This is a genomic window from Barnesiella sp. An22 (genome assembly GCF_963931395.1).
Taxonomy (GTDB): Bacteria; Bacteroidota; Bacteroidia; order Bacteroidales; family Barnesiellaceae; genus Barnesiella; species Barnesiella merdigallinarum.
The window spans coordinates 2,791,509-2,809,586 of sequence record NZ_OZ007014.1 but is presented as its reverse complement, the minus strand read 5'-3'; the positions used below and the strand labels follow the sequence as shown (position 1 = coordinate 2,809,586).

At 54.3% G+C, this 18,078-nt stretch carries 14 protein-coding genes; 6 read left to right on the top strand and 8 right to left on the bottom strand.

Going from position 1 to position 18,078, the window contains the following annotated elements; genetic code table 11:
* Window positions 1-83: 83 nt before the first annotated feature.
* The 3 genes from ABGT88_RS11680 to ABGT88_RS11670 all read right to left on the bottom strand — a co-directional run bounded on the left by ABGT88_RS11680 (window position 84) and on the right by ABGT88_RS11670 (window position 1,772).
* Window positions 84-713 carry a DedA family protein gene (locus ABGT88_RS11680; RefSeq protein WP_258327095.1) on the bottom strand — a complete coding sequence of 210 codons (630 nt, stop codon included), beginning with the start codon at window positions 711-713 and terminating at the stop codon, window positions 84-86.
* Window positions 714-821: 108 nt separating this feature from the next.
* The gene (locus tag ABGT88_RS11675; protein WP_346702262.1) at window positions 822-1,406 is read right to left on the bottom strand and encodes a uracil-DNA glycosylase family protein; all 585 of its coding nucleotides are present in this window, start codon (window positions 1,404-1,406) and stop codon (window positions 822-824) included.
* A 15-nt stretch (window positions 1,407-1,421) separates the two neighbouring features.
* Window positions 1,422-1,772: a hypothetical protein gene (locus ABGT88_RS11670; RefSeq protein WP_346702260.1), complete on the bottom strand. Its 351-nt coding sequence runs from the start codon at window positions 1,770-1,772 to the stop codon at window positions 1,422-1,424.
* 112 nt (window positions 1,773-1,884) lie between these two features.
* Between ABGT88_RS11670 and ABGT88_RS11665 the strand changes: the two genes are divergently transcribed.
* From ABGT88_RS11665 to ABGT88_RS11655, 3 genes are all read left to right on the top strand, one after another.
* Window positions 1,885-3,219, top strand: coding sequence for a DcaP family trimeric outer membrane transporter (locus tag ABGT88_RS11665; RefSeq protein ID WP_346702258.1), 1,335 nt, complete (start codon window positions 1,885-1,887; stop codon window positions 3,217-3,219).
* A gap of 277 nt (window positions 3,220-3,496) precedes the next feature.
* The gene (locus ABGT88_RS11660; RefSeq protein WP_158096847.1) at window positions 3,497-4,222 is read left to right on the top strand and encodes a polysaccharide biosynthesis/export family protein; all 726 of its coding nucleotides are present in this window, start codon (window positions 3,497-3,499) and stop codon (window positions 4,220-4,222) included.
* 5 nt (window positions 4,223-4,227) lie between these two features.
* Window positions 4,228-6,639, top strand: coding sequence for a polysaccharide biosynthesis tyrosine autokinase (locus ABGT88_RS11655; RefSeq protein ID WP_346702256.1), 2,412 nt, complete (start codon window positions 4,228-4,230; stop codon window positions 6,637-6,639).
* A gap of 237 nt (window positions 6,640-6,876) precedes the next feature.
* Here the strand turns inward: ABGT88_RS11655 and ABGT88_RS11650 are convergent, their stop codons facing one another.
* Window positions 6,877-8,067: an FprA family A-type flavoprotein gene (locus ABGT88_RS11650; RefSeq protein ID WP_346702254.1), complete on the bottom strand. Its 1,191-nt coding sequence runs from the start codon at window positions 8,065-8,067 to the stop codon at window positions 6,877-6,879.
* Between the two features lie 206 nt (window positions 8,068-8,273).
* Between ABGT88_RS11650 and ABGT88_RS11645 the strand changes: the two genes are divergently transcribed.
* Window positions 8,274-8,951, top strand: coding sequence for an MIP family channel protein (locus tag ABGT88_RS11645; RefSeq protein ID WP_087408381.1), 678 nt, complete (start codon window positions 8,274-8,276; stop codon window positions 8,949-8,951).
* Window positions 8,952-9,173: 222 nt separating this feature from the next.
* On the opposite strand, the gene ABGT88_RS11640 is transcribed toward ABGT88_RS11645, so the two are convergent.
* The 3 genes from ABGT88_RS11640 to ABGT88_RS11630 form a co-directional block, all read right to left on the bottom strand.
* Complete coding sequence (locus ABGT88_RS11640) at window positions 9,174-10,094, bottom strand: NAD(P)-dependent oxidoreductase (protein WP_087408382.1); 921 nt, start codon at window positions 10,092-10,094, stop codon at window positions 9,174-9,176.
* A gap of 19 nt (window positions 10,095-10,113) precedes the next feature.
* Window positions 10,114-11,181 carry a 3-phosphoserine/phosphohydroxythreonine transaminase gene (gene serC / locus ABGT88_RS11635; RefSeq protein ID WP_087408383.1) on the bottom strand — a complete coding sequence of 356 codons (1,068 nt, stop codon included), beginning with the start codon at window positions 11,179-11,181 and terminating at the stop codon, window positions 10,114-10,116.
* A 155-nt stretch (window positions 11,182-11,336) separates the two neighbouring features.
* Window positions 11,337-12,608, bottom strand: a complete 1,272-nt coding sequence (locus ABGT88_RS11630) for a replication-associated recombination protein A (protein WP_346702251.1) — start codon at window positions 12,606-12,608, stop codon at window positions 11,337-11,339.
* A gap of 187 nt (window positions 12,609-12,795) precedes the next feature.
* Here ABGT88_RS11630 and ABGT88_RS11625 point away from each other — a divergent pair, with 187 nt between their 5' ends.
* Window positions 12,796-14,427, top strand: a complete 1,632-nt coding sequence (locus ABGT88_RS11625; protein ID WP_346702249.1) for a sialidase family protein — start codon at window positions 12,796-12,798, stop codon at window positions 14,425-14,427.
* A gap of 207 nt (window positions 14,428-14,634) precedes the next feature.
* Complete coding sequence (locus tag ABGT88_RS11620; protein ID WP_143240921.1) at window positions 14,635-15,126, top strand: hypothetical protein; 492 nt, start codon at window positions 14,635-14,637, stop codon at window positions 15,124-15,126.
* A gap of 208 nt (window positions 15,127-15,334) precedes the next feature.
* Here the strand turns inward: ABGT88_RS11620 and clpB are convergent, their stop codons facing one another.
* On the bottom strand, window positions 15,335-17,923 hold the full coding sequence (gene clpB / locus ABGT88_RS11615) for an ATP-dependent chaperone ClpB (protein ID WP_298662437.1): 2,589 nt from the start codon (window positions 17,921-17,923) through the stop codon (window positions 15,335-15,337).
* Window positions 17,924-18,078: the final 155 nt, after the last annotated feature.

Genomic DNA, 18,078 nt, shown 5'->3' with positions numbered 1-18,078 from the left:
CGGAGAGGTACGACAAAAGCCGCAGCTACGGGTGTTGCCCCGCCAGTCTACGGCTTTTGTACCGGATGGCAAAAGTATCTTTTTTATTTGGTCTTTTTCGTGCCTTTGTAGATGAGGAAGCCCACGATGAATACACAGATGGCGATGAGTATGTAGAGTATCTCGTGGCTGTAGGTCTGCACCTTCAGGATGAGCTCATCCTCGGGAATGACGGCGTGGAATCCGTATCCGATGGCGGCCAGCACGATGTTCCAGCACATGGCACCCAGCGTGGTGAAGAGGATAAACTTCGAGAACTTCATGCGGGCCAGACCGGCGGGTATGGAGATGAGCTGACGCACGGCCGGTATGAGTCGGCCGATAAGGGTCGATATGCTGCCGTGCTTGTCGAAGTAGCGTTCGGCCGTCTCTACCTTGCCTTGGTCGAGCAGGCACATGTGGCCCACGCGGCTGTTGGCAAACTTGTAGACGAGCGGACGGCCTATCCAGAGGGCCAGGTAGTAGTTTATGATGGCACCTATATCGGCACCGAGGGTACCGAAGAGGATAACCAGATACATATTCAGTTCGCCATAGGCAGCTTTGTAGGCGGCGGGTATAATCACGACTTCGGAGGGGAAGGGGATAAACGAACTCTCGATCATCATAAGGAAAGTGATGGTCCAATAATTGATATTATCGAGACACCACTGTATGAAAGATAACGATTCCATATAAAAAGAGTGTATAGAATTAAAATTTTTGAGACTGCAAAAGTAATATAATTCTGCTTAGAAATGAAAATGTTTGTAAAAATGTAACATAAATGTAATATGGTAATATTACTCTATTGCCGGGGCTTGAAAGATGGTGCGATAGATGGCCGCCTTCTCGGGCAAGGGTTTGGGATAGGCTCGCGAGGAGGAGGGCATGCGGTAGATTCTGAGTGTTCGGTCGTGGTAGACAATTTGGTTGTAGCTACCTATCGGGGGCGGAGTGGCTCCGGTGATGGCACAGAGGGTATCGGTGGCCTTCTGTCCGGTGGTGACGATGGTGTGGCAGCGGGGTATCTGGTCGAGCAGACGGGCCAGGTCGAGCGGCTTGACCACCTCGAGCGTGAGGTCCGAGGCGTTGCCGTTCAGTCTGCGGGCCACGGCCACGGTGTCGCTGATGGCGATGCCCTGTTCGCGCAGAAACGATTCGATGGCCTCGCGGCGGAAGCACTTGTGGGCCGTGTCGACAAAGTGGTCCTTGTCGTCGAAGAAGATAAGGCCGAAGATGCGCCACATGTCGTTGGTATAGTTGGGGTAGAAAAACTCCATCGACCAGCGTTTGCGGGGTGGCGGGAAACTGCCCAGCATCAGGATGCGAGCCTGCTGCGGCAGAAACGGGGCGAGTGGGTGGATTTCGACAGATGCGGTGTCCATAACGGTAAGTTGGGTTTATAGAAACGAGTCGTCCGAATCCATGTCGGTTTTCCAGAAGGCATCTTCGGCTGCATCGTATCGGTAGTTGCCGCTCGGCAGTGAGTCGGCGATGAAATTCTCCTTCTCGAGCAGGTCTGCTTCGTCTTCGAGCAGATAGAATTCGTTGTCGGGGTCGTCGTTCTCGAGGGTGGCTCGATAACCCTCGGGAACCTCGAAGGTCTCGCCGTCGGCTACCTCGATGAGCTGGCGGTCGTATCCCTGTTGAAACATGATGTCATAGGCATCGAAATCTTCATACTCGTCGTATCCCAATTCATCTCTCAACATCTCGAATTCGGGAGTGAGTGCTAACAAGATTGTATCCATGGGTATAGTCTCTTTTCGTCGGGGGCAAAGTTACTTATTTTTACGATTGCTTCAACAATTTGACCCGCCTGTTGTTTTAATTGAAAATAAAACTTATAAATCCTGAGTGTATATGAAAAAATTGTTCTTTTCTTGTGCCTGCGCCCTGTGCCTCGTGGGGGCTCCGGTATATGCTGCCGATGCTGCCGATGCCGCCGACACGCAGGCGACCGAGGCGGTCGAGCAGAGAGGTCGTCAAGTGCCCTCCGAAGTTTCGGATCGTATCGTCTTCCTGTGGGGTGGAAATGCAGCCAACAGTGAGCTGATAGGCATGTTTTACGACACGCGCCAACTCCACTTCCAAGACCCGCGTGCCCCCCGGTTCCTCTTTGTCGACCGCAAGGGCAAGGTGGCTTTCGGTGTGGGTGGTTATGTGAAGGTGACCGCGTCATATGACTTCGACGGAGCCGTGCCCAATCGCGACTTCCTCACTTACGATATTCCCGTGCCCGGCAATCCGGCCGAACGCAACCAGTTCCAGATGGATGCCACCACGTCGCACCTCTTCTTCAAGTTGGTGGGCGACAACTCGGTGTTGGGCAAGTATACGGTCTTTATCGACGGTGACTTCCGGGCGGGACAAAACTACGGCTTCCGGCTCGACCAGGCCTATGTGCAGGCTCGTGGTTTCCTGATAGGTCAGACGTGGAGCACCTTTGTCGATGCTGCTGCGGCGCCTCCTACCATCGACTATGAGGGGCCTACCGGCATGACCAGCGTGCGCAACGTGATGATGCGTTACACGTTCAATATGGGCAAACACTGGCAGATGGCCCTGGCGGCCGAGGCTCCGTCGGTCACCTGCACGCTCGACGGCGACTACAACGCCGCCATCAACCAGCGCATGCCCGATATACCCTTCTATATCCAGTATGGCTGGAACGGCGGTCACAACCACATACGGGCCTCGGGTCTGTTGCGCGGCCTCTCTTACCGCGACCTGGTGGCCCAGCGCAACCGCTCGGTGCTGGGGTGGGCGGTACAGCTCTCGGGCGTCACCCACATTACCCGCAAACTCTCGCTCTACTACCAGGGAGTCTATGGCTATGGCTACGGTGAGTATCTGAACGGATTGAACGATGAGGGCTTCGACCTGATTCCCGACCCCGATACGCAGGGCAAACTCTATGCCCCCGAAACCCTGGGCTATGTGGCCGGTTTGCAATATGCCTTCTCGCCCAAGTTCTTCATCTCGGCCTCGTACAGCCAGAGCCGGGTGTACAGCAAGCAGGGGGCACTCTCGCCCGACTCGTATCGCTATGCCCAGTATATCGTGGGCAATGCCTTCTACAACCTCACGAGCGATTGCAGCATAGGCATCGAGTATCTCTATGGCCGACGTTCCAACCTCAATCGCGAGGATGGTCAGGCCAACCGCATCAACACCATGATACGTTATAATTTCTAAGCCAGTACGATAGCTTTTTTTAGCGAAGCCCGTTCTCTCGTTGTTTGCGATAGTTGCGAGAGGGCGGGCTTTTGCTGTCTCCTTTTGAGGCCGATTGGGAATAGGTTTTTCTTGTAAAAAATGTTGCAGGCCGTATAAAAAGTGCTATTTTTGCAAATTGGTTATAATAGACCTTTACTTAAATTAAAAGGAGAAGATGAAGTATTTGTATCGGGTGTTTATTGCACTTCTTGTTTGGGGAATCACGTCGTGCTCTTCCTCGAAGAATGTACCCTATATGATTGATGTGGAAAATATTCCGTCCGAGGTACTGAATGCCGCTACGCCGCAACCGTCGCCTATTTTGGCGCCGGGCGATATTCTCGACATTTCGGTGATGGCCAAGAACCACGAGGTGGTAATCCCGTTCAACAAGCGGTTGAACCAGGGCGAGGCTTATGTACGAGGCAATACGTCGAAGGCTGTGGAGTATTATCTGGTCGACCAGAACGGCGATATTGAGTTCCCGGTAATCGGTCGCATCCACGTAGCCGGCAAGACCAAGAGCGAGCTGGAACTGATGATTCAAGAGATGCTCTATCCCAAGTATCTGAGCGAGTTGCCCCAGGTGTCGGTGTGGATACAAAACTTCAACATCTCGGTGTTGGGCGATGTAAACCGTCCGGGCATGTTTACCATCGAAAACGAGCGGGTGAGCATTCTCGATGCGATAGCTCTGGCCGGCGACCTGGCCATTACCGGCCGGCGCGACAATGTGCTGCTGGTGAGAGTCAATGCCGACGGAACCAAGTCTATTGCCCGTATCAATCTGAATGACAAAAATCTGATCTCTTCGCCCTATTTCTATTTGCAACAAAACGATGTGCTGTATGTGGAGCCCAACAAGTCGAAAGCCAATTCGGCCGTAGTGGTACCGCCTACGACTACGCTCATATTCAGTGCCACATCTATTTTGCTGACGATTGCTAACTTGATTATTACGGCCTGGAGTATTTCGAAATAACAACTATGGAAGAAGATAAGCGAAAGAATACAGAGGAGAAAAACTCGGAGGAGTCGTTCGACGTCACGGGTTTTCTGCTGGAGTGCCTTGCGCACTGGAAATGGTTCGTCGCCTGTGTGGTGGTGCTGGCTGCGGTAGCGCTCTTCTACTGCTTCAGGCAGACCCCGCTCTACGAGGTGACCTCGGCCGTCTATATTCAAGACAACAAGAGCGACAACGGCAACGTGCTGTTGGAGAGTCTGGGTTTGTCGCCCTACAAAAACAATATCGACAACGAAATCGAGGTATTCCGCTCGAAAAATCAGATAACGGCCGTAGTCGAAGCGCTGGGGTTGTACAAGTCGTATGCGTGGAAATCGTTCATGCGCACCACGCCGCTTTATGGCAATTCGCCGGTCGAGTTTGCGCTCGATTCGATTGACCTGCGAGCAATACAGTCGCCGCTTCAGGTCGAGCTCAAACCGTTGCATGGGGGTAAGTTTCACCTCGAAGCCAAGACTCACACCCTCGATGGTGATAAGGTGATGCTTTGCGACCAGGTTATCGACGGGTTGCCCTATGAGCTGCCGTTTGCCGGCGGTACGGTGCAGTTGCGCTACACGGGCGATACGATTCCCGTGCTGGAGAAGACGCTGTTGATGACCCTTTCCAACCCGCGAAGCGTGAGCAAGGCGATTACCTTGAACCTGACGGTAGCCTTTGCCTCGAAAGATGCAACCATCCTCACCGTGATTTACCGCACCCCGGTCGTTCAGGAGGGTAAGGACTTTGTCAGTACGCTGGTCGACTTCTACAACATCGACGCAGCCAACCTGAAAAATATGGGAAATGAGAAGACTCAGGAGTTTATCGATTCGCGCCTTTCGTCCATCTCGGAAGAGCTGGCCCTTGTCGAGGCGCAAGTCGAGGCTTATCGCAGCCACAACAACCTGATAGACATTTCGACCGAGGCCCAGCTCTACCTCGAGCAGACCGGCTATGCCGATGGTCAACTGGCCGAGTTGGAGTTGCAAAAGAGTCTGGTCGACTATGTCGAAGAGTTCCTGGCCGTCCCCGAAAACGAGTATATGCCTATCCCCGTGCTGGGTATCGACAACGAAGATTTTGCCGCATTGATAAACGAATACAACAAGAGCCTGCAGCAGCGCGAACGGCTGTTGCTCTCCTCGTCGGAGTCGAACCCCGTAGTGGCCGAACTGACTCGCAGTGTCAAAACCCAGCGGGCTCTGTTGCTCAAGGGCATCGAGAGTATCCGCAAGGGGGTCGAAATCAAGAAACGGGATATTTCGAAACAGGACAGACGCCTCGAAGACAAGATTAAGAATGTGCCGGTTTACGAGCGGGAGCTCTCCGACATCATTCGTCAGCAACGTATCAAGGAGAACCTCTATATCTTCCTGCTGGAGAAACGCGAGGAGAACTCCCTGGCCAAGAGCATGGTGGTGCCGGTAGCCCGCATCATCGACGACCCCGACTCGACCAACGAGCCGGTATCGCCCAAGAAGGTGCTGATTCTGTGTGCGGCCGTCTTGTTGGGCTTGCTGATACCGGGCTTTGTCATCTACCTGCGCATGGTCTTCTACCCCGTATTGAAAGACAAGAAGACTCTCGAGCGTCTCACCTCCATACCCATTCTGGCCGAGATTTCGCGCAAGCCTGAGGGCAAGTTCTTCGTGGTCGAGAAGAAGAGTGTGGAGCCCATTGCCGAGCTCTTCCGCTTGGTGCGCAACAACTTGCAGTTTGTACTCACCAGTTCCGACAAGAAGGTGCTGGCCGTCACCTCGTCGGTCATGCACGAGGGTAAGACCTTTATCGCTTCGAACATGGCCCTGAGCTTTGCCATCACCGGCAAACGGGTGCTGCTCATCGGGGTGGATATTCGCCGGCCCCGCCTCTCCGAGAACTTCCACATACCCAATCGCGAGGGTGTTACCACCTATCTGTCGGGCGTTAATACCGACTTGGCTTCGCTCATTCACCCCTCGGGTGTCGACCCCAATCTCGACGTGCTCATGGCCGGTCCCATACCGCCCAACCCCAACGAGCTGTTGATGAGCAAGCGTTTCGACCAGATGATTGACTATGCCCGTGCCCACTACGATTATGTGATACTCGACACGGCACCGCTGGGCATGGTTTCCGATACCTTCCTGCTGACGCGTGCCGTCGATATCGTGGTGTATGTGGCTCGTGCCAACTATACCAACAAGGCGGCTATCGAAATGCTGAACGGCTGGATTCGTTCCAAACGCATCGCCGTGCCTACCTATCTCATCTTGAACGATGTGAACATGAAGTCGAAAGCCTACTCTTACCGGCAGTATGGCGGTGGCCGATATGGTTACGGATATGGTTACGCCAACCAGTCGCGCGAGATGTTGCCGTGGTACAAGCGGTTGTTCAAGAAGAAAGATTAAAGGCCGGTAAGGCTGTAAGATAAAGCGGCGGGGGCGGCTCTTGGCAAAGGGACCGCCCTCGTTGTTGTTGGTCGGGGAGGAGAAGAATCACACATTTCCTCCGATAATCACACACTTCTTTTTTCTCCCCCCCTTTTGATAAAACGAGAAACCCTCGAGAGTACCGCAATAACGGTTCTCGAGGGTTTCTTGTTAGGGGTATGTCGGCCCGATGCCGGAGCGTCGAGCAGTAGTGTGTCAGGCTTTGTTGATGCGAGCGGCCATTTCGTGCCCCAGAGCCCGGCAGAGCTCTTTGATTTCGGGGGTGAGACCCTGTTTCATCTCCACGCAGCAAGGCAGAGTCTCCCACTTCATCGACTCGCCGAAGGCGGCCAGATGCTTCACGGCGGCACCGGCCCACGAGAAGGAGCCGAAGTAGCCGAATACCCGGTTTTTGATGTCGCGGGTGGCAATCATGCTGGTGAGCATCTCGACCTCGGGGTAGAGACGATTGGAGTAGGTAGGGCTGCCGATGATGAGACCCTGGTAGCGGAATATGCTTTGGAGAATGAACGAGGGGTCGTCGTGCGATACGTGGTGCATCACGATGTTCTTGACGCCGTTTTCGGCCAGTTCGCGGGCAATCACCTCGGCCATCTGTTCGGTGTGGCCATACATGCTGCCATAGGCAATCACTACACCCGGCTCGGCCTCGTAGCGGCTCAGACGGTCGTAGATGTCGATAACCCTATTCACCTCGTTTTCCCACACGGGACCGTGAGTCGAGCAGATGGTTTTGATTTGGAGGCAGGCCAACTTCTTCAAGGCTGTTTGTACGGCCGAGCCGTATTTGCCCACGATGTTGGAGTAGTAGCGCACCATCTCGTCCCAATATTTGGCGGTGTTCAGTTGGGTGTCCTTGATGCCGCCGTCGAGAGTCCCGAAGCAGCCGAAGGCGTCGCCCGAGAAGAGCGTTTGGGTTTCGTTGCAATAGGTCATCATGGTCTCAGGCCAGTGTACCATGGGCGTGAGGTAGAAGGTGAGCGAGTGTTTGCCCACGGTGAGGGTATCGCCGTTCTTCACACACAGCGTGTTGTCGTCGATGCCGTAGTAACCCTTCACCATTTCGAGGGTTTTGGCGTTGCCCACGATAGTCATGTGGGGATATTTCTGGCGGATAAACTGGATCGAGGCCGAGTGGTCGGGCTCCATGTGGTTGATGACCAGATAGTCGATTGTGCGGTCTCCGATAATTTCGGCGATGTGGTCCAGCAGACGGTCGGTATAGGCGGCATCGGCCGTATCGACCAGAACATTCTTTTCGTCGGTAATCAGATAGGCGTTGTAGGAAACTCCGTAAGGGAGCGGCCAAAGGTTCTCGAACTTGTGTTTACTGCGGTCGTTGACTCCTACATAGTGTATTCCTTCTGCGATTTCTGTTATCTTCATAATCCAATTAAATTAACCCGATATGATATAAATTCAAACCTAAAAATCAATCCTTTTGTTTAAAAAAGGCCTCAAAAGTAAGAAAAAAAGTGCGAATCTATATGCAAATTAGAATTTATTTTTTTTCTTTGTATAGAGAATCTTAATCGCTGAATCAACTAATTACTAACCAAGGTGCAAAATTGTACCGGAAAAACATTGAAATTATGAAAAAGTATTTGGCAGAAATGTTGGGTACCATGGTACTCGTATTGATGGGTTGCGGAAGCGCCGTCTTTGCCGGTAACATAGCCGGTGTTTGCGGTGCAGGTGTAGGAACATTGGGCGTGGCTATGGCCTTCGGCCTTTCGGTAGTAGCCATGGCCTATACCATCGGCGGTATTTCGGGCTGCCACATCAATCCGGCCATCACGTTGGGCGTGTGGCTGTCTAAACGCATGAGCGGGAAGGATGCCGCCATGTATATGATTTTCCAGGTTATCGGAGCCATTATCGGTTCGGCCATCATCTATGCACTGGTGTCGACGGGCGGCTCGTCGGGAGTAACCATGACGGGAGCCAACAGCTTTGGCGAGGGTGAAATGTTGCAAGCCTTCATTGCCGAGACGGTCTTTACCTTTATCTTCGTGCTGGTCGTGCTGGGTGCGACCGACGAGAAACGGGGTGCCGGCAATTTTGCCGGTCTGGCCATTGGTCTGGCACTGGTACTCATTCACATCGTTTGTATTCCCATCACGGGAACTTCGGTCAATCCGGCCCGCAGTATCGCCCCGGCTCTCTTCGAGGGTGGCGTGGCTCTCTCGCAACTGTGGCTCTTCATCGTGGCACCCTTCTTCGGGGCAGCCATTTCGGCCATCGTTTGGCGTGCACTGACCAACGATTGATAAACAGAATCGTATAGATACAGGAAGAGCGGGGCTCCAGTCAAGGGGCTCTGCTCTTTTTTTTGTGATTGTATAGGGCGACCGATTGTCGTTGGAGGGGTGTTGCGCGGGTCGTGCTTGTGAGGCCTGTCTCTCTTAATCGGGTATTGCGACAAAAGCAAGAGCCCCTCCCGCGCGTGGCGGGAGGGGCTCTCTATTCGATACGGTAACTCGTGGGAGAGTTTATTTGTTGACTCTGAATTTGTCGATACCCTCTTTGAGGAATCCTACCGATTGACGGGCGGCGGCGATACCGGCGTTGATGTTGGCCTCGGCCGTCTGGGCACCCATCTTCTTGGGGGTGAAGAATACCCGGTCGCCGAATTTCTCGGTCAGTGCGGCGGCTGTCGACGGAGCCACGTCGGCTACATAGCGGAAGTCGGGACGCTCCTCGAGCACGCGGGCCAAATCCTCTTCGTGAATCACCTCCTTGCGGGCGGTGTTGATGAGCACGGCACCTTTGGGCATGAGCGACATCAGGGCGTGGTTGATCGACTGTTTGGTCTCGGCTGTGGCCGGGATGTGCAGCGATACGAACTGGCAGGTGCGGTAGAGCTCCTCGACCGAAGCCACGGGTTTCACGCCGTCTTTCTCCATCACCTCGTTGGGGCAGTAGGGGTCGAAGGCGTAGAGCTCCATGCCGAATCCTTTGGCGATGCGGGCTACATTGCGGCCCACTTGGCCATAGGCGTGGATACCCAGCTTTTTGCCTTTGAGTTCGGTACCCGAGGTCCCGTTGAAGTGGTTACGAATCATCAGGATGGTCATGCCGAATACCAGCTCGGCCACGGCGTTGGAGTTCTGGCCCGGGGTGTTCATTACACACACGCCCTTGGCGGTGGCGGCGTTCAGGTCGATGTTGTCGTATCCGGCACCGGCGCGAACGACGATTTTCAGATTCTTGGCGGCGTCGAGTACTTCGGCGTCGACGATGTCACTGCGTACAATCAAGCCGTCGGCATCGGCGACAGCTTTCAACAGATCGGCTTTGGCGGTGTATTTCTCCAAGAGAGCCATTTCGATACCGGCGGCATCGAGTACCTCTTTAATACCGTTCACGGCTACGGCGGCAAACGGTTTTTCTGTGGCAACCAATACTTTCATGTCGATATACTCCTATGGATTAGTGGTTCTTTTCAAATTCCTTCATGGCCTCGATGAGCACTTCGACGCTCGACTTGGGCATGGCGTTGTAGATCGAAGCTCTGAAGCCGCCTACCGAGCGGTGACCCTTAATGCCTACGATGCCTTTGGTGCCGGCAAATTCGATGAAGGCGCTTTCGAGTTCCTTGTACTCCTCTTTCATTACGAAGCATACGTTCATGATCGAGCGGTCTTCGTGAGCGGCGGTGCCTACGAACATCTTGCTCGAGTCAATGGCATCGTAGAGGATAGCGGCTTTTTCGAGGTCGCGGCGCTCCATCTCTTTGATACCGCCCAACTCCTTGTAGTATTTCAGGGTTTGCAGGGCAGCGTAGATGGGCAGACACGGCGGGGTGTTGAACATCGAACCCTTCTTCACGTGGGTGCGGTAGTCGAGCATGGTGGGGATGGCACGCTCTACATGACCCAGGGCCGACTCTTTGACGATGACGATGGTCACACCGGCAGGAGCCAGGTTCTTCTGGGCACCGGCGTAGATGACGTCGTATTTCGATACGTCGATGGGACGCGAGAAGATGTCGGACGACATGTCGGCTACCAGAGGTACTTTCACATCGGGGTCGAAACGCATTTCGGTACCGTAGATGGTGTTGTTCGAGGTGAAGTGGAAGTAGTCCACGTCGTCGGGTACGGTGTAGCCTTTGGGGATGTATGAGAAGTTGGCGTCTTTCGAAGAAGCTACTACGTCTACTTCGCCGAAGAGTCGGGCTTCTTTGATGGCGTTGACGGCCCAGGTACCGGTCTCGAGGTAGGCCGCTTTTTTGTTCAGCAGGTTATAGGGAACCATGCAGAATTGCAGGCTCGCGCCGCCGCCCAGGAACAGTACGGAGTATCCGTCGGGGACCTCGAGCAACTCTTTGACCAGCGCTTGAGCCTCTTCGATAACGGCTGTAAACTCCTTGCTGCGGTGCGAAATCTCCATCAGCGACAGGCCTGTACCGGCAAAGTTGAGGACGGCGTCGGCCGTGTTTTTGATGGTGTACTCGCTCAGGATAGAGGGTCCTGCATAGAAATTGTGCTTCTTCATAACGATATTTGTTTAGTGGTTGGTATAAATTGGGTATTGATAGATTGCAAAGGTACTTCTTTTTCTCTATGTTTTTGTTTAATTTATATCTTTTTTGTCGCTATAAAAGGCGATTTTGTGTCTATTTGCTAACTTGAGTTGGTATTCCTGACATCTTATTTATATCGACCTTTCCATAGTTCGTTCAGGTGCTCTTTCAGCTTGTTCTCGGCCGGATTGTTCTGCGGTTTCCACCACCCGTGGTTTTTGAGGGCGTCGGGCAGGTATTGCTGGTCGACGAAGTGGCCGGGATAGTCGTGGGCATATTTGTAGTTCTTGCCATAGTCGAGCTCCTTCATCAGCTGGGTGGGAGCGTTGCGCAGGTGCAGAGGTACCGGCAGGTTACCCGTTTCGCGCACGGTCTCCAGAGCCTGGTTGATGGCCATGTAGGCCGAGTTGCTTTTGGGCGAACTGGCCAGGTAGATGGTGGTCTCGGCCATGATGATGCGGCTCTCGGGCCACCCGATGTTCTGCACGGCATCGAAGCAGGCGTTGGCCAGCAGCAGGGCGTTGGGGTTGGCCAGACCGATGTCTTCCGACGCTGAGATGACGAGCCGTCGGGCAATGAATGCCGGGTCTTCACCTCCCTCGACCATGCGGGCCAGCCAGTAGATGGCACCGTCGGGGTCGCTGCCCCGTATCGATTTGATGAAGGCCGATATGATGTCGTAGTGCATCTCGCCGTTTTTGTCGTAGGCGGCCGGGTTTTGCTGCAGCCGCTCGGTGACGATGGTATCGTCGATGACAATCTTTTCGTCTTCGCCTACGGCCTGCGAGATGAGGTCGATGATGTTCAGCAGCTTGCGGGCATCGCCTCCCGAGTAGCGGAAGAGGGCGTCGGTCTCGCGCACCTCAAACTCGCGAGTCTTTAAATAGGTATCGCAGTGGATGGCGCGGTCGAGCAGCTGTTGCAGGTGTTTCACCTCGAGCGGCTTGAGCACATAGACCTGGCAGCGCGAGAGCAGCGGGCGGATGACTTCGAACGAAGGGTTTTCGGTGGTGGCTCCGATGAGGGTCACCGTGCCGTACTCGACGGCTCCCAGCAGCGAGTCCTGCTGCGATTTGCTGAACCGGTGTATCTCGTCGATGAAGAGGATGGGGCGCACCTTCGAGAAGATGTTGGCCTTGCAGCGGTCGAGCACCTCGCGCACCTCCTTTACGCCCGACTGTACGGCGCTGAGGGTGAAAAACGGGGCCTGTAACTGTTGCGAGATGATGTGGGCCAGGGTGGTTTTGCCTACACCCGGGGGGCCCCACAGGATGAACGACGAGATCTTGCCCGAGTCGATCATGCGGCGCAAGACGGCACCCGGGCCTACCAGGTGTTCCTGCCCGATGTATTCGTCCAAGGTCTTGGGCCTGAGTCGTTCTGCCAAAGGTTGTAACATATTCGCTTCGTTCCGTTGATACAAATATACTCCTTTCGGCCCGTATTTCCAAAGGAAAGTGGCCGAAAGATACACCCGTCACCCCGTTTTGTCGGAGGCGTAAAAGCGGGGGTAAAAATTGAATGTTTCTTGGAGCGATTCGTGAAAAACTGTTATCTTTACCCCCGACAATTTAATGAAATGTATCATGCGTAAATTTATTCTTCTTTTGTGTCTGGCGGGGTTGGCTTCGATAGCCCCGGCAGCCGACACGGTCTTTGTCAAGGAGGCCCAGGTGCCTGTACTGCTCGAGCGGCAGGACAATGTGATGTTCTATCTGCGTATTCCCGCCCGGGAGAGCCGCGTGCTCGACCAGGTGGTACTCGATTTCTCACGCTGTGCCGACCGGGCTTCGGTGGCTGCGGTGAAGCTCTACTACGGGGGTGTCGAGGCTCGGCAGGACGAGGGGAAGAATCGGTTTGCGCCGGTAGGTTACATATCGAGTTTCAGTGCCGGGAAGACCCTCTCGGCCTATCCCTCCTACTCGGTCAAGTGTGCCGAGGTGACCCGTCCCGACAAACGGGTGGTGCTCCAGGCCGATTACGAGTTGTATCCGGGTGTCAACTTCTTTTGGGTGAGCCTGCAGATGAAGCCGGGCACCTCGCTCTCGGCGAAGGTCGGTGCCGAGCTGGCCTCGGTCTCGCTCGACGGTAAGAAAGCCTTGTGCCATAGGGTTTCGCCCGACGGTATCGTGCATCGCATGGGTATCGGGGTGCGTCATGCCGGTAACGACGGGGCTGCGGCTTTCCGCATTCCCGGGCTGGTGACGACCAACGAGGGTACGCTGCTCGGTGTCTACGACGTGCGCTACAACAGCAGTGTCGACTTGCAGGAGCATATCGACGTGGGGTTGAGCCGCAGCACCGACGGCGGTAAGACGTGGGAACCCATGCGCCTGCCGCTCTCGTTTGGCGAGTATGGCGGATTGCCTGCCGCACAGAACGGGGTGGGCGACCCCTCGATTCTGGTCGATACAAAAACCAACACGGTGTGGATTGCCGCCGCCTGGACACACGGCATGGGCAACCAGCGGGCCTGGTGGAGTTCGCAGCGGGGCATGGACTTGGACCACACGGCACAACTCGTGCTCACCAAGAGTACCGACGACGGCAAAACCTGGTCGGAACCCATCAACATCACCTCGCAGGTGAAAGACCCCTCGTGGCGATTCCTGCTGCAAGGGCCTGGGCGGGGCATCACCATGCACGACGGCACGCTGGTATTCCCCATCCAGTTTATCGACTCGACCGACGTGCCCAATGCCGGCATCATGTACAGCCGGGATGCGGGCAAGAGCTGGCATATCCACAACCTGGCCCGCACCAACACCACCGAGGCGCAGGTAGTCGAGATTGAGGAGGGGGTGCTCATGCTCAACATGCGCGACAACCGGGGCGGCAGTCGGGCCGTGGCCATCACCCGCGACCTGGGGCGTACCTGGACCGAACATGAATCGTCGCGCAAGGCGTTGCCCGAGCCGGTGTGCATGGCCAGCCTCATTCGGGTCGAGGCCCAGGACAATGTGCTGGGGCGCGATATTCTGCTCTTCTCCAACCCCAACACGACGAAGGGGCGCAACCATATCACTGTCAAGGCCAGCCTCGACGGTGGGGTGACCTGGCTCCCCGAGAACCAGATTATGCTCGACGAGGAGGATAGCTGGGGCTATACCTGCCTGACGATGATCGACCCCGAGACGGTGGGGATTCTCTACGAAAGCAGTGTGGCTCACATGACTTTCCAGACGTTGAAACTCACCGAACTAATCCGTAAGAAATAGTATAAATTATTGATTATAAACCTATAAATGGAGGTAGACCCACCGAAGGGTTTACCTCCTTTTTTGTTAAAAGTCTTAAATTTAAGAATAAACATCCGGGACGGATTAAACTTTTGGGGCAAACCGTAGTCATATAAGCAGAAACGCAATTCGAATTAGCAGACCAATAGATGAATTACTTAACCATTTAACGAAAGGAAAACGATTATGAAAAGAACAGTTGTATCGGTAGCGTTGGTATTGGCTTTGACCATGAGTGCTTTTGCCGGAAATCAAAATAAAAAACAGCCCCGGGAAAAATGTGAGTTCCCCTGCGAACAGATGGTGAAAAACTTGAACCTGAGCGACAAGCAGGTGAAACAGTTGAAAGAGGCCGATGAGACCTTCGATGCCGAGGTGAAAGCGCTTCGCGAGAAAAGCAAGGAGTTCCAAAAGAACAATCGCGAGTCGATGAAGGCTGCCAAGGCTCGCCGCGACTCTACGTTGAAATCGGTATTGACCAAAGACCAGTATATCCAGTATCTGGAGCAGAAAATAAAACGTCTCGAACGTCGTCCCGATGTCCGTTTCGACCGGAACGCTCGTCCCATGAACAAACGCTTCGACGGCAAGCAGATGCGTCAGGGGCGTTGCCCGATGAGTCCGGCCTCCGATGCTCCGGCCATCAATCCCCCGGCTCCTGATGCCGCAGCAAAGTAAACAACCACTTCATACATGATTTATAGGTTTTTTAGGTAGGCTGAAAAAAAATGAGAGGCTATGCTTCCTCACGGGAACGTAGCCTCTCTGTTTTTGCCCGGTTCACTCCCTGGCGGGAGCTCGGGCTTCGAGGGAGGGAAAGAATATAAAAAAAGGAGCCGTGTCGCCTCAGGCAGCACGGCTCCGTATGGTTTATTTCACACCCGCATCAGTTGCGGAATACGATTTGATCGTTTTCGGCATCGACCACAATAGGTTTCGACCGATCCACTTTCTGGGCCAGCAGGTCTTTCGACAGCTGGTTGAGGATGAGCCGGTGGATAACCCGTTTTACAGGACGTGCACCGAACTCGGGGTCGTAGCCCTCGGTAGCGATGAGGCTCAAGGCCTTGGGCGTGATTTCGAGCGTAACACCGTTCTTCTCGAGCATTTTCTTGATGTTGTCGATTTGCAGCGATACAATCTGTTCGATTTCGTTCTTCGTAAGCGGCGTGAACATGATGGTCTCGTCGATACGGTTGAGGAACTCGGGACGTATGGTCTGTTTCAACATCTCCAGAACCTGCTCCTTGGTCTTTTCGATTACCTCGGCCCGGTTGGCATCGGTCATCTTCTCGAAGTTCTCACGAATCAGCGACGAACCCATGTTGGAGGTCATGATGATAATCGTGTTCTTGAAGTTGACCAACCGCCCCTTGTTATCGGTCAGACGGCCATCGTCGAGTACCTGCAACAGGATGTTGAAGATGTCGGGGTGAGCCTTCTCGATTTCATCGAACAGCACTACCGAATAGGGCTTCCGGCGGATAGCCTCGGTCAACTGACCGCCCTCTTCGTAGCCCACGTATCCGGGAGGCGAACCGATGAGTCGCGTAGCGCTGAACTTCTCTTGATATTCGCTCATATCGATACGCGTCATCATGTTCTCGTCGTCGAACAGATACTCGGCCAAGGCCTTGGCCAGCTCGGTTTTACCTACACCCGTCGTGCCCAGGAAGATGAACGAACCGATAGGTTTGCGGGGATCGTTCAGGCCGGCACGGCTCCGACGCACGGCGTCGGCAATGGCGGTGATGGCTTCGTCCTGACCCACTACCCGTTTGTGCAACTCCTCTTCGAGGTGGAGCAGTTTGTCTTTTTCGCTCTGCATCATCTTGTTCACGGGGATACCGGTCCACCGCGATACGACGTCGGCAATATCTTCGGCATCGACCTCCTCCTTGATCATGGCCTTGTCGCCCTGCAACTCGTGCAAGCGTTGCTGGGTAGCGTGTATGTCGTCCTCTTTGGCTTTGATTTTGGCATACCGTATTTCGGCCACCTTGCCGTAATCGCCTTCGCGTTCGGCCTTATCGGCTTCGAAACGCAGGTTCTCGATGTCGATCTTGTTCTGCTGTATGCGGTTGACAAGCTCTTTCTCCGATTGCCATTTGGCGCGGAACTTGGTCTCCTCCTCTTTCAGGTCGGCAATCTCCTTGGCCAGCTGTTGCAGCTTCTCGGTATCGTTTTCACGCTTGATGGCCTCGCGCTCGATTTCGAGCTGTTTGATACGCCGCGTGATTTCATCGAGGGCCTCGGGCACCGAGTCGACCTCGATACGCAGTTTGGCGGCAGCCTCATCCATCAGGTCGATGGCCTTATCGGGCAAGAACCGGTCGGTGATGTACCGCTCCGACAACTGTACGGCAGCGATGATGGCATCATCTTTAATCCGCACCTTGTGGTGGTTTTCATACCGTTCCTTCAAACCACGCAGAATCGATATACTGCTCATCTCGTCGGGCTCGTCGACCATAACGATCTGGAACCGACGCTCCAGAGCCTTATCCTTCTCGAAGTATTTCTGATACTCGTCGAGGGTAGTGGCACCGATGGCCCTCAGTTCGCCACGGGCCAGGGCAGGTTTCAAGATGTTGGCGGCATCCATGGCACCGTCGCTCTTGCCGGCACCTACCAGGGTGTGAATCTCATCGATGAAGAGGATGATTTCGCCCTCGCTCTGGATTACCTCGTTGACTACCGATTTGAGTCGTTCCTCAAACTCACCTTTGTATTTGGCACCGGCGATAAGGGCACCCATGTCGAGCGAGAAGATCTGTTTGCTCTTCAGGTTCTCGGGCACATCGCCACGTACGATACGGTGAGCCAACCCCTCGGCGATAGCCGTTTTACCGGTACCCGGTTCACCTATCAGGATAGGGTTGTTTTTGGTACGCCGGCTCAAGATCTGCAGCACCCGACGTATCTCGTCGTCACGCCCGATAACCGGGTCGAGTTTGCCGCTGCGGGCACGCTCGGTCAAGTTGATGGCATATTTGCTCAGCGCATTATAGGTATCCTCGGCCGAAGCTTCGGTTACTTTCTTCCCTTTCCGCAGCTCATCGATAGCAGCTCCCAACTCCTTCTCGGTAACGCCGGCATCCTTCAGGAACGACGAAGCCGAACTTTTGGTCAGGAACAGACCCATCAGCATGGCTTCCAGAGCCACAAACTGGTCGCCCAGTTTCTGAGAGTAGTCGATGGCTTTTTGAAGAGCGTCGTTAGCCTCGCGGCTCAAGTAGGGTTCGCCCCCGCTTACCTTTGGCAACGATTCTATCTCACGATCGAGCTGGCTGTTCAGCAAACCGGCGTTGACACCCAGCTTCTGGAAGAGGTACGAAGTAAGGCTTTCGCCCACTTGCAAAATCCCTTTCAGCAGGTGCACCGGCTCGATCGACTGCTCGTTGTGGTCGCGGGCAATCTGCACGGCCTTTTGCACGGCCTCTTGCGATTTGATTGTAAAATTGTCAAAGTTCATATGATGTTCTCCTTTCTAATTTCTTGGTTGTGTTTACGCCCTTGTATAGTCAAAAGAAGTGCCAAACCCAAAAGGATGAAATATTGTCTGAAAATCAGTCGGTTAATATGACAAAATGTCCTCGTTTATCCGTCCGTCCGTGGGGGCGTAGGGTA

Bases quoted from the DNA above. Each gene is read 5' to 3' on its own strand.
- ABGT88_RS11680 (WP_258327095.1), bottom strand. From the start codon at position 713: ATGGAATCGTTATCTTTCATACAGTGGTGTCTCGATAATATCAATTAT.
- ABGT88_RS11675 (WP_346702262.1), bottom strand. From the start codon at position 1,406: ATGGACACCGCATCTGTCGAAATCCACCCACTCGCCCCGTTTCTGCCG.
- ABGT88_RS11670 (WP_346702260.1), bottom strand. From the start codon at position 1,772: ATGGATACAATCTTGTTAGCACTCACTCCCGAATTCGAGATGTTGAGA.
- ABGT88_RS11665 (WP_346702258.1), top strand. From the start codon at position 1,885: ATGAAAAAATTGTTCTTTTCTTGTGCCTGCGCCCTGTGCCTCGTGGGG.
- ABGT88_RS11660 (WP_158096847.1), top strand. From the start codon at position 3,497: ATGATTGATGTGGAAAATATTCCGTCCGAGGTACTGAATGCCGCTACG.
- ABGT88_RS11655 (WP_346702256.1), top strand. From the start codon at position 4,228: ATGGAAGAAGATAAGCGAAAGAATACAGAGGAGAAAAACTCGGAGGAG.
- ABGT88_RS11650 (WP_346702254.1), bottom strand. From the start codon at position 8,067: ATGAAGATAACAGAAATCGCAGAAGGAATACACTATGTAGGAGTCAAC.
- ABGT88_RS11645 (WP_087408381.1), top strand. From the start codon at position 8,274: ATGAAAAAGTATTTGGCAGAAATGTTGGGTACCATGGTACTCGTATTG.
- ABGT88_RS11640 (WP_087408382.1), bottom strand. From the start codon at position 10,094: ATGAAAGTATTGGTTGCCACAGAAAAACCGTTTGCCGCCGTAGCCGTG.
- serC (WP_087408383.1), bottom strand. From the start codon at position 11,181: ATGAAGAAGCACAATTTCTATGCAGGACCCTCTATCCTGAGCGAGTAC.
- ABGT88_RS11630 (WP_346702251.1), bottom strand. From the start codon at position 12,608: ATGTTACAACCTTTGGCAGAACGACTCAGGCCCAAGACCTTGGACGAA.
- ABGT88_RS11625 (WP_346702249.1), top strand. From the start codon at position 12,796: ATGCGTAAATTTATTCTTCTTTTGTGTCTGGCGGGGTTGGCTTCGATA.
- ABGT88_RS11620 (WP_143240921.1), top strand. From the start codon at position 14,635: ATGAAAAGAACAGTTGTATCGGTAGCGTTGGTATTGGCTTTGACCATG.
- clpB (WP_298662437.1), bottom strand. From the start codon at position 17,923: ATGAACTTTGACAATTTTACAATCAAATCGCAAGAGGCCGTGCAAAAG.